At 65.8% G+C, this 14,022-nt stretch carries 12 protein-coding genes; 5 read left to right on the forward strand and 7 right to left on the reverse strand.

The window, feature by feature from the left end; genetic code table 11:
* Positions 1-33: 33 nt before the first annotated feature.
* The 5 genes from ACZ5BH_RS06575 to ACZ5BH_RS06595 form a co-directional block, all read right to left on the reverse strand.
* A complete protein-coding gene (locus tag ACZ5BH_RS06575) occupies positions 34-1,419 on the reverse strand; it encodes a TRAP transporter large permease (protein WP_464891119.1) in 1,386 nt (461 codons plus the stop codon).
* Positions 1,419-1,934 carry a TRAP transporter small permease subunit gene (locus ACZ5BH_RS06580; RefSeq protein WP_464891120.1) on the reverse strand — a complete coding sequence of 172 codons (516 nt, stop codon included), beginning with the start codon at positions 1,932-1,934 and terminating at the stop codon, positions 1,419-1,421. Before ACZ5BH_RS06580 ends, ACZ5BH_RS06575 begins: the two co-directional genes overlap by 1 nt.
* A 259-nt stretch (positions 1,935-2,193) precedes the next feature.
* Complete coding sequence (locus ACZ5BH_RS06585) at positions 2,194-3,162, reverse strand: homoserine kinase (protein WP_464891121.1); 969 nt, start codon at positions 3,160-3,162, stop codon at positions 2,194-2,196.
* Between the two features lie 48 nt (positions 3,163-3,210).
* Positions 3,211-3,525 carry a DUF2782 domain-containing protein gene (locus tag ACZ5BH_RS06590; protein WP_464891122.1) on the reverse strand — a complete coding sequence of 105 codons (315 nt, stop codon included), beginning with the start codon at positions 3,523-3,525 and terminating at the stop codon, positions 3,211-3,213.
* Positions 3,526-3,539: 14 nt separating this feature from the next.
* Positions 3,540-4,256: an LOG family protein gene (locus ACZ5BH_RS06595; protein ID WP_464891123.1), complete on the reverse strand. Its 717-nt coding sequence runs from the start codon at positions 4,254-4,256 to the stop codon at positions 3,540-3,542.
* 114 nt (positions 4,257-4,370) lie between these two features.
* On the opposite strand from ACZ5BH_RS06595, the gene polA reads away from it, so the two are divergent.
* Positions 4,371-7,088, forward strand: coding sequence for a DNA polymerase I (polA, locus tag ACZ5BH_RS06600; protein ID WP_464891124.1), 2,718 nt, complete (start codon positions 4,371-4,373; stop codon positions 7,086-7,088).
* Between the two features lie 416 nt (positions 7,089-7,504).
* Here the strand turns inward: polA and ACZ5BH_RS06605 are convergent, their stop codons facing one another.
* Together ACZ5BH_RS06605 and yihA are read right to left on the reverse strand one after the other, a co-directional pair.
* Positions 7,505-8,800 (reverse strand): hypothetical protein, encoded by a 1,296-nt coding sequence (locus tag ACZ5BH_RS06605; RefSeq protein ID WP_464891125.1) that lies wholly within the window; start codon positions 8,798-8,800, stop codon positions 7,505-7,507.
* 507 nt (positions 8,801-9,307) lie between these two features.
* Positions 9,308-9,940, reverse strand: coding sequence for a ribosome biogenesis GTP-binding protein YihA/YsxC (gene yihA, locus ACZ5BH_RS06610; protein WP_464891126.1), 633 nt, complete (start codon positions 9,938-9,940; stop codon positions 9,308-9,310).
* Between the two features lie 404 nt (positions 9,941-10,344).
* On the opposite strand from yihA, the gene ACZ5BH_RS06615 reads away from it, so the two are divergent.
* The 4 genes from ACZ5BH_RS06615 (at position 10,345) to ACZ5BH_RS06630 (ending at position 14,018) form a co-directional block, all read left to right on the forward strand.
* A complete protein-coding gene (locus ACZ5BH_RS06615; RefSeq protein WP_464891127.1) occupies positions 10,345-10,665 on the forward strand; it encodes a c-type cytochrome in 321 nt (106 codons plus the stop codon).
* 46 nt (positions 10,666-10,711) lie between these two features.
* Positions 10,712-11,317 carry a c-type cytochrome gene (locus ACZ5BH_RS06620; protein ID WP_464891128.1) on the forward strand — a complete coding sequence of 202 codons (606 nt, stop codon included), beginning with the start codon at positions 10,712-10,714 and terminating at the stop codon, positions 11,315-11,317.
* Positions 11,318-11,536: 219 nt separating this feature from the next.
* Complete coding sequence (locus tag ACZ5BH_RS06625; protein ID WP_464891129.1) at positions 11,537-12,172, forward strand: thiol:disulfide interchange protein DsbA/DsbL; 636 nt, start codon at positions 11,537-11,539, stop codon at positions 12,170-12,172.
* Positions 12,173-12,386: 214 nt separating this feature from the next.
* Positions 12,387-14,018, forward strand: coding sequence for an acetolactate synthase large subunit (locus ACZ5BH_RS06630; RefSeq protein WP_464891130.1), 1,632 nt, complete (start codon positions 12,387-12,389; stop codon positions 14,016-14,018).
* The last annotated feature ends 4 nt before the right edge of the window (positions 14,019-14,022 follow it).

Consider the following 14,022-nt stretch of genomic DNA (forward strand, 5'->3'; position numbering starts at 1 on the left):
GCGAATCACCGGGGCAAGCATGGGGTCATGTCATCAGTTGCCGTAGATCCGATCCGGCAACCAGGTGGCCAGTTCCGGCCACAGGGCCAGCAGGGCCAGGGCCAGGAGCTGGATGGCGATGAAGGGCATCACGCCGCGGTAGATGTCGGCGGTGGCGACTTCCTTTGGCGCCACGCCGCGCAGGTAGAACAGGGCGAAGCCGAAGGGCGGGGTGAGGAAGGAGGTCTGCAGGTTGATGGCGATCATCACGCCCAGCCACACGGGGCTGATGTCCATCATCAGCAGCACGGGGGCGACGATGGGCACCACCACGAAGGTGATCTCGATGAAATCGAGGATGAAGCCGAGCAGGAACATCACCCCCATCACGGCGAGCAGGGCGCCCACCTTGCCGCCGGGCAGATCGGTGAGCAGGTCGCGCACCAGGTCGTCGCCGCCGAAGCCGCGGAACACCAGCGAGAACAGGGAGGCGCCGATCAGAATCAGGAACACCATGCTGGAGACTTCGGTGGTGGTGCGCATCACCTCGCGCAGGGTGGTCCAGGTGAGGCGGCGCTGGAAGGCGGCCAGGACCATGGCGCCCACCGCGCCCACCGAGGCGGCCTCGGTGGGGGTGGCGGCGCCGGCGATGATGGAGCCGAGCACCAGCACGATGAGGATCAGCGGCGGCACCAGCACCTTGAGGACCCGCAGGCCCAGTTCCCGGCCGTGCAGATCCCGCTCCGCTGCCGGCAGGGCCGGGGCGCGCTGCGGCTGCCGCCAGGCGATCAGGATCACGTAGGCGATGTACAGGGCCACCAGCAGCAGGCCGGGGATCAGGGCGCCGGTGAACAGATCGCCCACCGAGACGGTCTCGGGGGCGAAGATCCCCATGTTGAGCTGGGCCTGCTGGTAGGCCGAGGCCAGCACGTCGCCCAGCAGCACCAGGATGATGGAGGGCGGGATGATCTGGCCGAGGGTGCCGGAGGCGCAGATGGTGCCGGTGGCCAGGCGCGGGTCGTAGCCGCGCCGCAGCATGGTGGGCAGTGACAGCAGGCCCATGGTGACGACGGTGGCGCCGACGATGCCGGTGGAGGCGGCCAGCAGCATGCCCACCACGGTCACCGAGATGCCGAGCCCGCCGCGCAGGGGGCCGAACAGGGCGCTCATGGTGTCGAGGAGCTGATCGGCCACCTTCGAGCGCTCCAGCATCACGCCCATGAACACGAACAGGGGCACGGCGAGCAGGGTGACGTTGGTCATCACCCCGTACAGGCGGTTGGGCAGGGCCTGCAGGAAGGCGTCGTCGAAGGTGCCGGTGAAGTGGCCGAGCAGGGCGAAGGCCAGCGCGGTGCCGCCCAGGGCGAAGGCCACCGGGTAGCCCGAGAGCAGCACCAGGCCCACGGCGAGGAACATCAGCAGGGGCATGAACTCGGCCATCACAGGTCGTGCACCTCGTCCTTCTCCGGGGCGGGCGGGGTCTGGCCCGCCAGCACCCGCAGGCAGCGGACGGCGATGGCCAGCCCCTGGAGGATCAGCAGCAGCGGCATGGCCAGCAGCAGCGACTTGAGCAGCCACACCGCCGGGATGCCGCCGGCTTCCTGGGAGCCTTCCATCAGGTGCCAGGATTCGCGCACGTAGTCCCAGGAGGCGTAGAGAATGAAGCCGCACACCGGCAGCAGCAGCAACAGGGTGCCCAGCAGATCCACCCAGGCGCGGCCGCGGGGGCCGAACTTCTGGTAGAAGATGTCCACCCGCACGTGGGCGTCGTGGCGCAGGGCGAAGGCGGCGCCGAGCATGAAGTTGGCCGCGTGCAGGTAGGTGACCGACTCCTGCATGGCGATCCAGCCCAGGTCGAAACCGTAGCGCAGCACCACCACGGCGAAGGTGACGAGCACCATCAGCAGGGTGAGGAAGTGCACACTTCGCTCGGTGGCGGCCACGAGGCGTTTCACGGTTTCTCGTCCTCCCTCAGGGTAAGCACCCACTCTCCATGACGGAAGCATGACAGGGCCCTGGTACTCGAGTTATACACATCGACGGCAAATCAATGATTTGTTTCAGGGTCATTGGCCAGCAGGGGAAAATGGCCCTGCGGGAATAGTGTATGTTATTGATATAAAAAGATATAATTTTCAGGCGTTTGTGCAGACGGTTTGCATGTATCAGCAAATTCTGAAATTCGTCTGACAGATCCGGCATTCATCCACAAAGTTATCCACAGGTTTTTCCCCTTGACGAAGGGAGTTTCAGCCGTTCTCCGGCGGCGATTCGGCACTCGAGGATGCGCCGGAACACGTCCGGATCCTTGATGTGGGTCAGCTCGCCTTCGCGGGGAAAGAGCTTGTCCTGCAGGCGCGAGAGCCAGAAGCGCAGGGCGGCGGCCCGCAGCATGACCGGCCAGGCGTCACGCTCGGCGGTGGTGAAGTCCCGTTCCCGGCGGTAGGCGTCGAGGAAGGCCTCGAGCCGCGGGCGGTCCAGTTCGCCCGTGGCGGTGGTGCACCAGTCGTTGACGGTCACCGCCACGTCGTACAGCAGCACGTCGTTGCAGGCGTAGTAGAAGTCGATGATCCCGGTCAGGCGGTCGCCGGTGAACAGGGCGTTGTCACGGAACAGATCGGCATGGATGACCCCCCGGGGCAGGGCGTCGTGGGCGTGCTGGCGCTGGAAGGCCAGTTCGGCTTCCAGCAGGCGCGCCTCGTCCGGGGCCAGGCGGGGCAGCACCTTCGCTGCCGTCTCGGCCCACCAGTGGGGGCCGCGGGGGTTCTCGCGCCGCCCGGGGAAGTCCTGCCCCACCACGTGCATGTGGCCGAGCGCCCGGCCCAGTTCGGCGCATTGCACGGGATTGGGATCTTCCACGTTGTGGCCGGGCAGGCGCCGCACCAGGGCCGCCGGCTTGCCCTCCAGGGCGCGCAGATAGCGGCCCCGCTCGTCGGGCATGGGATGGGCGCTGGGCACGCCGTGCTCGGCCAGGTAGGCCATCAGGTCGAGGAACCAGGGCAGTTCCTCGGCCGAGAGGGCCTCGAACAGGGTCAGGACGAATTCACCGCCGGTGGTGGTGACGAAATAGTTGGTGTTCTCGATCCCGGCGCTGATGCCTTCGAAGTCCACCAGTTCGCCCACCTGGTAGTGGCGCAGGAAGGCCTCGAGCTGTTCGCGCCCGACGGGGGTATACACGGACATCTCAGCGCGGGCTCCGTGAGCAGGGAGGACGTACGGCACACATGGGGATTACCAGCGCAACAGAATCCATTGGTTGATGGGCGGATTGTCGAGGTCGTCGAAACGCTTGTCCAGGGTGCCGTCGCCGTCGGTGTCGACGAAGTAGTAGGGTTTGCCCACCTTGGGGATGACCTTGACGTAACGCACCCGGCCGTTGACCCGGTATTCCTCGATGGTGCGATCCTCGCGCTGGATGATGGTCACCTCCGGCTCCGGCACCTCGGCGGGCTCGACCGGATCCACCGGCAGGGGCGGGGGCGGTTCGGCCGAAAACAGCAGGGGGCTGGCGAGCAACAGGCCGGTGAGCAGCAGGGGACGGATCATGACGGGCTCCAGGGTTACAGATCCAGCAGGATCTCGGCTTCCTCGGCGGAGGGTTCGAAGCCGCGGTGTTCGTAGTGGCGGAAGATGGCGTCCAGCACGGCCTCGGGGGTGTCGATCACGCACATCAGATCCAGATCGTCGAGATCGATCATCTTCTCCTCGGCCAGGGTGTGGCGGAACCAGTCCAGCAGGCCGGCCCAGAAGGGCTCGTGGACCAGGATCACCGGAATGCGCCGGGTCTTGCCGGTCTGGATCAGGGTCAGGATCTCGGCCAGCTCATCCAGGGTACCGAAACCGCCGGGCAGCACCACGTAGGCGGCGGCGTATTTCACGAACATGACCTTGCGCGAGAAGAAGTGGCGAAAGCGCAGGGAAATGTCCTGGTAGGGATTCCCGGCCTGTTCGTGGGGCAACTGGATGTTGAGGCCGATGCTGGGCGACTTGCCCTCGTAGGCGCCCTTGTTGGCGGCCTCCATGATCCCCGGCCCGCCGCCGCTGACCACCGAGAAGCCGGCGTCGGACAGGGCCCGGGCGATGTCCACGGTGAGCTGATAGTAGGGATGATCGGTGGGGGTGCGCGCCGAACCGAAGATGCTCACCGAGGGCCGGATCCGCGCCAGCCGCTCGAAGCCCTCCACGAACTCGGCCATGATCTGGAAGATCTTCCACGACTCCCGGGTGAGCATGGTGTCGTCGATGGGGCTCAGGCCGGGGTGTTCGGTCTTTTTCATGGTTCGGTCGGCGGTGGCTGGAAGCCGGGAGTTTACCCCATTCGCCGGGGCGGGAACCAGAAACGGTTTCCGGCTGCTACAATGCCCGGCTCCCGGACTGCCCGCGAAACCCCCATGGCCGAACCCGCCTCCAACGCAAACCCGAAGCCCCTGGTGCTGGTGGACGGATCCTCCTACCTGTTCCGCGCCTATCACGCCATGCCCAACCTGAGCAATTCGGCCGGCGAGCCGACCGGCGCGGTGTATGGCGTGATCAACATGATCCGCAAGCTGCTCAAGGACTACGATCCGCAGCGCATCGCCGTGGTCTTCGATGCCAAGGGCCCGACCTTCCGCAACGAGCTATACGCCGAATACAAGGCCAACCGGCCGCCCATGCCCGAGGATCTGGCGGCGCAGATCCCCGCGGTGCACGCCATCGTCGAGGCCATGGGCCTGCCGCTGCTGGTGATCGACGGCGTGGAGGCCGACGACGTGATCGGCACCCTGGCCCGCCAGGCCACCGAGCGGGGCATGGACGTGGTGATCTCCACCGGCGACAAGGACATGGCGCAACTGGTCGACGATCACGTGACGCTGGTCAATACCATGACCGACACGGTCAGCGATCGGCAGGCGGTGATCGACAAGTTCGGCGTGCCGCCGGAGCGCATCACCGACTATCTGGCGTTGATCGGGGATACGGTGGACAACGTGCCGGGCGTGCCCAAGGTGGGCCCCAAGACCGCCGCCAAGTGGTTGCAGCAGTACGGCTCGCTGGAGAACCTGATCGCCCATGCCGACGAGATCAGGGGCAAGGTGGGCGAGAACCTGCGCGCCAGTCTCGAGCAGCTGCCCCTGTCGAAGGAACTGGTGACCATCCGCACCGATGTGGCACTGCCGCTGACCCTCGACGATCTGCAACGCCGCGAGCCGGATCGGGAGAAGCTGATCGAATTGTTCCGCCGTTACGAGTTCAAGCGCTGGCTGGCCGACCTGCTGGACAGCCGGGACGGCGACGGCGAGGCGGCCGAGGCGATGACCGAGGCCCGCTACAGCGCCATCCACGACATGGCCGAACTGGAGAGGTGGCTCGCGCGGCTGCGCGAGGCCGAGCTGTTCGCCTTCGACCTGGAAACCACCAGTCTCGACTACATGGCGGCGGAGATCGTCGGCTGCAGCTTCGCCGTGCAGCCGGGCGAGGCGGCCTACGTGCCCCTGGCCCACGCGGATGCCGATGCCCCGGCGCAACTGGCGCGGGAAGCGGTGCTGGAAAAACTGCGCCCGCTGCTGAGCGATCCGCAACAGGCCAAGGTGGGCCAGCACAGCAAGTACGACATGAACGTGCTGGCCAGCTACGGCATCGCCCTGCGCGGTGTCGAATACGACACCATGCTCGAATCCTATGTGCTGGACCCCTCCGGCTCGCGCCACGACATGGACACCCTGGCCCTCAAGTACCTGGGCTACAAGACGGTGCATTACGAGGAGATCGCCGGCAAGGGCGCGAAGCAGAAATCCTTCGATCAGATCCCGGTGGCCGAGGCGGCCCCCTATGCCGCCGAGGACGCCGACATCACCCTGCGCCTGCATCAGGCCCTGTGGCCGCGCCTGGCCGAGATCCCGGCCCTGACGAAGGTGTTCCGGGAAATCGAGATGCCGCTGGTGCCGGTGCTCTCGCGCATGGAGCGCCGCGGCGTGCTGCTGGACGTGGCCAGGCTCGAGGAACAGAGCCGCGCCTTCGCCGCGCGCCTGAAGGAACTGGAAGCGCAGGCCTGGCTACTGGCCGGCGAGGAATTCAACCTCGGCTCGCCCAAGCAGCTCCAGGCCATCCTGTTCGGCAAGCTGGGCCTGCCGGTGCTGGCCAAGACCCCCAAGGGCCAGCCCTCCACCGCCGAGTCGGTGTTGCAGGAGCTGGCGGCCGACTACGAACTGCCGCGGATCATTCTCGAGCACCGCTCGCTGGCCAAGCTCAAGTCCACCTACACCGACAAGCTGCCACGGCAGGTCAATCCGCGCACCGGCCGGGTGCACACCTCCTATCATCAGGCGGTCACCGCCACCGGCCGCCTGTCGTCTTCCGATCCCAACCTGCAGAACATTCCGGTGCGCAGCGAGGAGGGGCGGCGCATTCGCCAGGCCTTCATCGCCCCCGAAGGTTATCGCCTGCTGGCGGCCGACTATTCCCAGATCGAGCTGCGGATCATGGCCCACCTGTCGGGCGACGAGGGCCTGCTGGCCGCCTTCGCCGCGGGAGAAGACATCCACCGCGCCACCGCCGCCGAGGTCTTCGGCGTGCCGCCCGAGCAGGTCACGGCCGACATGCGCCGCTCGGCCAAGGCCATCAACTTCGGCCTGATCTACGGCATGTCGGCCTTCGGCCTGGCCCGCCAGCTCGACGTGGACCGCCCCACCGCCCAGCAGTACATCGACCGCTACTTCGCCCGTTACCCCGGCGTGAAAGCCTTCATGGAACGCACCCGCGAACAGGCCCGCGAACAGGGTTACGTGGAGACCGTGTTCGGCCGCCGGCTCTACATCCAGGACATCAAGTCGGCCAACGCCGCCCGCCGCCAGTACGCCGAGCGCACCGCCATCAACGCCCCCATGCAGGGCACCGCCGCCGACATCATCAAGCGCGCCATGATCGGCGTGGATGCCTGGATCGAGCGCGAGAGGCAGCCGGTGAACATGATCATGCAGGTGCACGACGAACTGGTGTTCGAAGTGGCCGCCGAGGCCGTGGACAGCGCGCGTGACCGGATCCGTGACATCATGATCGCCGCCGCCGACCTGCGCGTGCCGCTGGAAGTGGACATCGGCGTGGGCGACAACTGGGACGAGGCCCATTGATACCGCAGCCCCCCCGGCCGGTTGAATCGCGGCTTGCGCCGCTCCTACAGGACGTGCCCATGCAGGAGCGGCGCCCCCGCCGCGAGGTCAATCTGAAAAAACCCAACGCAAGGACGCAGAGCCGCGAAGATCGCAAAGCACGATCGTTGATTGACACCGCTGACGGCAACACCTTGTAGGAGCGGCGCAAGCCGCGACCACATGCGGTTGCGGGTGGCTGGGGACGGGAAGCTGGGAAAAGCTTTACGGTGTTACTCGCAACCAGCTCCCCGACACCCGCTACCGCCATATCGCGGCTTGCGCCGCTCCTACGGTTCTGCATACGGTTCCCGTTCTGATCCAGGACTCGGGAGAACCTCCCTGCCTCTGTGCGCTCCGTGTTCCATTCCAGATCGCCAGGAACGCAGGAGAGCGTCTCAGAACGCCGCGTCGAAACCCACCAGGGCGTAGTTTTCCTTGGTCAGGTGGCCGGTATACAGGTTGCCGGTCTGGCTTTCGGTCGCCTGGAAGTCGCCGTTGACCTCGAGGATGCCCTTGACGTTGCGCATGAAGTAGTAGCTGGCCGTCAGGGTCAGGGTGTTGATGTCGATGCCTTCGAACACGGTGTCGGTGTTGTTCAGGTCCTGGGCGTCGGCGAAGTTGTAGAGGGCCGAGAAGGTCCAGCGGGGGCTGTGCACGTAGTCCACGCCGACGAAGGCGCCGAACCATTCATAGGTCGTGCCCACGTTGATGAAATCCTCCCAGCGGTTCCAGAGCCCCTGGGCGAACCACCAGGTCCTGGCGCCGATCTTGCCCGAGGCATCCACGCCGTAGACGATCTTGGCCGTGTCGCGGGGGCCGCGGCTGGTCGAACCGCTGATGGCGTTCTTCTGGCTGCCGCTGTAGCCGAACAGGCCCACGTTCATCACCGCCAGATCGAAACCCACGCGGCCGTAGAAGGCCTTGCCGCTGTTGTCGTCGAACAGGTGGTCGGGACGCTTGTAGCCGGGGCTGTTGATGCCGAGATTGTCCTCGATGCCGTTGCCGTTCGCCCAGCCCAGCTCCACCGACACGGGGCCGAAGTCCCGTCCGAACTGCAATCCGCGGTCGTAGGTGATCCCCGCCATGCGGTAGACCATGAAGTCCTGGAAGGTGAGGCGAGTCTCGCGCGGGAACATCAGATCGGAGATCTGGTACTGGCCCAGCATCAGGCCGACGCCGGTGTCGAAGAGATCGTCGTGGGAGAACCAGGCATCCTCGACGATCACCGAACCGTTGCCGCCCTTTTCGGCCAGGATGCCGTAGAAGTAGTAACTCACGTGATCCGAGAGCGGCGCGCTGGAGAGCAGCTTGATGAGATAGGGGGCCTGGATGTCCGGGTTGGCGGTGGTCTCTTCGCCGCTATTCACGTCGATGGTCTTGGCATCGCGGCTCTGCACGAAGGCCTGGGCCCGCAGGGCCAGCGGTACCGTTTTGGGCAGGGCCAGCAGGTCGTCGCCGCCGGAGACGGTGCCGTCCTTCCAGTTAGGCAGGCGGTAGTTGCTGTCCATGAACTGCTGGCCGAATTCGTTGAGCCGCGGATAGGCCGAGTGACAGGCCGCGCAGCTCAGATCGTATTTGCGCGCGAAGGCGGGAATGGCCTGGCCGTCGGCGGGCCACAGGCTCATGAACAGCATCAGGCACAGGCTGCCGAGCAGACCGTGGCGCAGAAAGTTCGACCGGATGATGGACATGGCGGATGTTCTCCCTCGGTTGTGATGCGGATCGTCCGAATTCCCGGTTATCAGGCTGTTGCCGGTACGGAGCTCTCAAGAGCATGCGAGATACCGGCCCACAAGCCGAAGGTGTTCGGGCATTCGGAACGGCCATTTGTCAAAGGACTATGGTCCGCGCCGGGACTGAATTCAAGCTGAAAGCACGGTCCCGATTTGCCCGCACGCAAGGCGGGGACAAAAAATTTTCGCCGCGGCGTGAACTTTTCCGGGGCACCCCGGTCTTATCTCACGTGCAGCCAAGCACTATTCCCGCAACCCTCCCTAGTGGGAATAAGGCCCGGACCCCCCAAGCCGGGCTGTGACTGGCCCCGGAACACCCTGTCTATCCCCACATGGTTCCGGGGCTTTTTTTTGCCTGCAGCTCGGGCCGGATTGGCCATGATGCGCCTTTGCCGGCGGGCGGCGTTCCCCGTCAGCGTCTCCACAGCCCAACCCCGTCTCCGGGGTTTTTCGGCATGGGCGGCATCAGGCGCACGGGGATGACCCGGCAGCCGCCGGCGGCGCCAGTTCCAGCCAGCGGGCGATCCGTGCGCGGGCCTCGTCCACCCCGGTGCCCTTGAGCGCGGAAAAGAGCTGCACGCTGACGTCGGGATACTCGGCCAGCCGCTTTTGCACCTGCAGCAGGGTGTTGGCCGCCGGGCCGCGCTTGAGCTTGTCGGCCTTGGTCAGCAGCACGTGCACCGGCATCCGGGCGTGCCGGCACCAGGCCAGCATCTGCTGGTCGAAATCGGTCAGCGGATGGCGCACGTCCATCAGCAGGATCAGGCCCTGCAGCGAGCGGCGCGCGGTCAGATAGCGCTCCATGGCCTCCCCCCAGTGGCGGCGGACCTTCTCGGGAACGCGGGCATAGCCGTAGCCGGGCAGATCCACCAGCCGCCGGGTGCCGTCGATTTCGAAGAACACCAGGTGCTGGGTGCGCCCCGGCGTCTTGGAGGTGCGGGCCAGGGACTTGTGGCCGGTGATCCGGTTCAGGGCGCTGGACTTGCCGGCATTGGAACGCCCGGCGAAGGCCACTTCCCGGCCGGTGTCCGGCGGCGCCTGCCGCGGGTCGGGCACGCTCACCAGGAAGCGGACACGGTTCAGGGGATTGGAAGGCATTCCGGCTCCGCTGGGGTGAAGGGGTTGCAGGTCGGATCTGGCATTTTCCTGATCTGGATCAGTCCGGGCCGGACAGGCGGTGGGGCACGCGGCCAGCCGCGGCCGGCGCGGCCCGCCCCGCCGGCCGTTGCGCCTGTGGCCGCAAAGCCTTTCTGAACGGGCGCTGAACAGTGTACCGGGTTTTGCCCGGCTTCCGCAGCCCGGGCGCGTGTTCCCCGACGAAGGGTGGGGTATAATCACATTCGGCTTGACCCTGCTCGGGAGCCTGGTTTATAAGGTGCGCCCCCGAAGAGCGGTCGCAGGGGAGGCCAGCGTCCGACACCTCCGGCAGGAGGCGTCGGGCAGGACCACGACACAATTGCCGCGCAAGCGGTACATTTCAACTTTCGCGAGGAGAGACGAAGATGAAAAAGATCCTGACTGTGGCCGCCGCTGGCCTGATGCTGATGGGTGCCGCCGGGACGGCCATGGCCGACGCCGGCGAGAAGACCTACAAGATGGCCTGCTTTGCCTGCCACGGCACCGGTGCCGCCGGCGCGCCCAAGTTCGGCGACAAGGCGGCCTGGGCCCCGCGCATCAAGCAGGGCAAGGAAACCCTCTACAAGCACGCCCTGCACGGCTTCAAGGGCAGCAAGGGCGTCATGCCCGCCAAGGGTGGCCGCACCGACCTCAGCGACGCCGACGTGAAGGCCGCTGTCGATTACATGGTTGCCCACAGCCAGTAAGCTGGTCGGCCTTCATTCACCCGAACGTCCAAGGTTGGTTTTCTCCATGAAGTACACAGCGCTGATATCCCTCATCTCCCTGCTGGCCGTCTCCGTGTCCGTTCAGGCCGCCGGCGATCCCGAAGCGGGCAAGGCCAAGGCCCAGGCCTGCTTCGCCTGTCATGGCGTCAATGGCGTCAGCACCAATCCGGCCTGGCCCAAGCTGGCCGGCCAGGGTGCCGACTACATCGCCAAGCAGCTCGCCGACTTCAAGGCCGGCAAGCGGAACGAGCCGCTGATGGTGGCCCAGGTGGCCAGCCTCTCGCCGCAGGACATGGCGGATCTCGGCGCTTTCTTCGCGGCCCAGAAGCCGAACATCGGCGCCGCCGACGAGAAGCTGGTGGAGCTGGGGCAGAAAATCTACCGTGGCGGCAACAAGGAGACCGGCGTGTCGGCCTGCATGGCCTGCCACAGCCCGACCGGGGCCGGCAATCCGCCGGCGAAGTTCCCGCGCCTGGGCGGTCAGCACGCGCCGTACGTGATCAAGGCCCTCAAGGACTTCCGCTCCGGCAAGCGCACCAACGATCCTGCCAAGATGATGCAGAACATCGCCGCGCACATGTCCGATGCGGAAATCGAGGCCGTGGCCTCCTACGTTCAGGGGCTGCACTGAGGCCGCCGGACGTTCGACAGCGGTACCGGAGAAGGGGCGGTTCGACCGCCCCTTTTCCTTATCCGGTCATTGAAAATACCATTCCCCGGCTTCTTGAACCGGGGAACCTTGTCGCCCCGCTGCCGCCCAATACAAAGGCAGCGAAACCGCGTTTCATCCTGCAGGTATCGAATCCCTGCCATCCGGGCTAGAATCCACTCATCACCGGGAGGAGACCGCATGAAATCCATTCGCGTCCTGTTTCTGGCGCTGGGCCTGCTGCTGAGCCTGTCCGCGGCGGCCGAATATGACGAAGGCATCGAGTACAAGCGCATTTCGCCCCCCGTGCCGGTAGAGGTGCCGGCCGGCAAGATCGAGGTGGTGGAGCTGTTCTGGTATGGCTGCCCCCACTGTTTCCGTTTCGAGCCGCTGCTCGACGCCTGGGTGAAGAAACTGCCCGGGGACGTGGTCTTTCGCCGCATCCCGGCCGTGTTCAATGCCCGCTGGGCCCTGCACGCCAAGGCCTTCTACACGGCCGAACTGCTCAAGGTGCTGGACCGGATGCATCCGGTGCTGTTCGACGCCATCCACGTCCAGCATCGCAAGCTCAACACCCCGCAGGCGCTGCGCGAGCTGTTCGCCGAGCATGGTGTCAAGCCGGCTGACTTCGATCGGGTGTTCAATTCCTTCGCCGTGGACGTGAAACTGCGCCGCGCCACCGAACTGACCCGGCGCTACGGCATCGAGGGCGTGCCCAGCCTCGTCGTCCAGGGCACCTTCCGTACCGATGGCCCCCTGGCCAACGGCCATCAGGGCATGCTGCGGATCGCCGATTACCTGATCGCGCAGGAACGCAAGCGGCGGCAAAAGCCCTGACAGGCTGTTGAAAAGCGCCGGTTGCGGCTGCGCGTAGCACGCAGGCCGGTTCAAGCGAAACGGAACCGGCAAACCGGCCTCAGGCCACGGCGGCGCCGCTGTGATGGATCGCGCAGCAACCGAGGCGGCCGGCCAGGCCGTCCCCGGCCGCCGTTCAAGAATGCCCACCGCCCGCCGATAGGATCCGGCAGGCCAGACGACAAAGGAGTGGAGAATGAAAGCCGCGGAACTGTTCGTCCGCTGTCTGGAGAACGAGGGCGTCGAGTACATCTTCGGCATTCCGGGTGAGGAAAACCTGGACGTGATGGATGCCCTGCTCGACTCGTCCATCGACTTCGTCACCGTGCGCCATGAACAGGGCGCGGCCTTCATGGCCGACATCTACGGCCGCCTGACAGGCAAGGCCGGCGTCTGCCTGGCCACCCTGGGCCCCGGCGCCACCAACCTCATCACCGGCGTGGCCGACGCCAACCTGGACCACGCGCCGGTGGTGGCCATCGCCGGCCAGGCCAGCACCCAGCGCCTGCACAAGGAATCCCACCAGGTGCTGGATCTGGAACTGATCTTCCAGCCCATCACCAAGTATTCCTCGCGCATCCTCACCCCCGACGTGATCAACGAGGTGGTGCGCAAGGCCTTCAAGCTGGCCCAGGCGGAGAAGACCGGCGCCTGTTTCATCGAGTTTCCCGAGAACATCGCCGAGATGGAGGTGGACGCCGATCCCCTGCGGGTCAAGCACGCCACCTCGCCCGAGCCGCCGCGGGAGAAGGTGGAACGCGCCGCCGAGATCATCTCCAACGCCAAGAACCCCATGATCCTGGCCGGCAACGGGGTGATCCGCGGCAAGGCCTGGCAGCAACTGGCCGACTTCGCCGAGCGCCTGCGCATCCCCGTGGCCAACACCTTCATGGCCAAGGGCGTGATCCCCTTCAAGCATCCCATGGCCCTGGGCTCGGCCGGCCTGCAGGCCAACGACTACATCAGCTGCGGCTTCTCCAAGGCCGACGTGATCATCTGCATCGGCTACGATCTGGTGGAATACCATCCCTACCTGTGGCATCCCACCCGCGACCGGACCATCGTGCACATCGATCAGTCGCCCGCGGAGGTGGACGCCTACTACCCGGTGGAAGTGGGCGTGATCGGCGACATCAAGCACTCCCTGCTGCGGATCATGGAAGTGGCCTCGCCTTCCACCGGCAGCGCCATGCGCGCCCTGCGCGAGGCCCTGATCGAGGAGATGAACCAGCACAAGGACGACACCAGCGTGCCCATGAAGCCCCAGAAGATCATCTGGGATCTGCGCACCGCCATGGATCTGGAAGACATCGCCATCTCCGACGTGGGCGCCCACAAGATGTGGATGTCGCGCATGTTCCGCTGCGAGTTTCCCAACACCTGCCTGATCTCCAACGGCTTCGCCAGCATGGGCATCGCGGTGCCCGGCGCCATCGGCGCCAAGCTGGCCCTGCCGGATCGCAAGGTGGTGGCGGTGACCGGCGATGCCGGGTTCATGATGAACTCCCAGGAGATCGAGACCGCCCTGCGCCGGAACACCCCCTTCGTGATCCTGATCTGGAACGACAGCGGCTACGGCCTCATCGAATGGAAGCAGATGAACCAGTTCGGCCGGCCTTCGAACGTGCGCTTCACCAACCCCGATTTCGTCAAGTACGCCGAGGCCTTCGGCGCCAAGGGCTACCGCATCACCGAGGGCGAGCAACTGCTGCCCACGTTGAAAAAGGCGCTGGCCGACAATACCGTTAGTATCATCGACTGCCCGGTGGACTACAGCGAAAACCTCAAACTCACCAGCAAGCTGGGCGAGATGATCTGTCCCATCTGATCCC

The organism is Thioprofundum lithotrophicum (genome assembly GCF_055387065.1).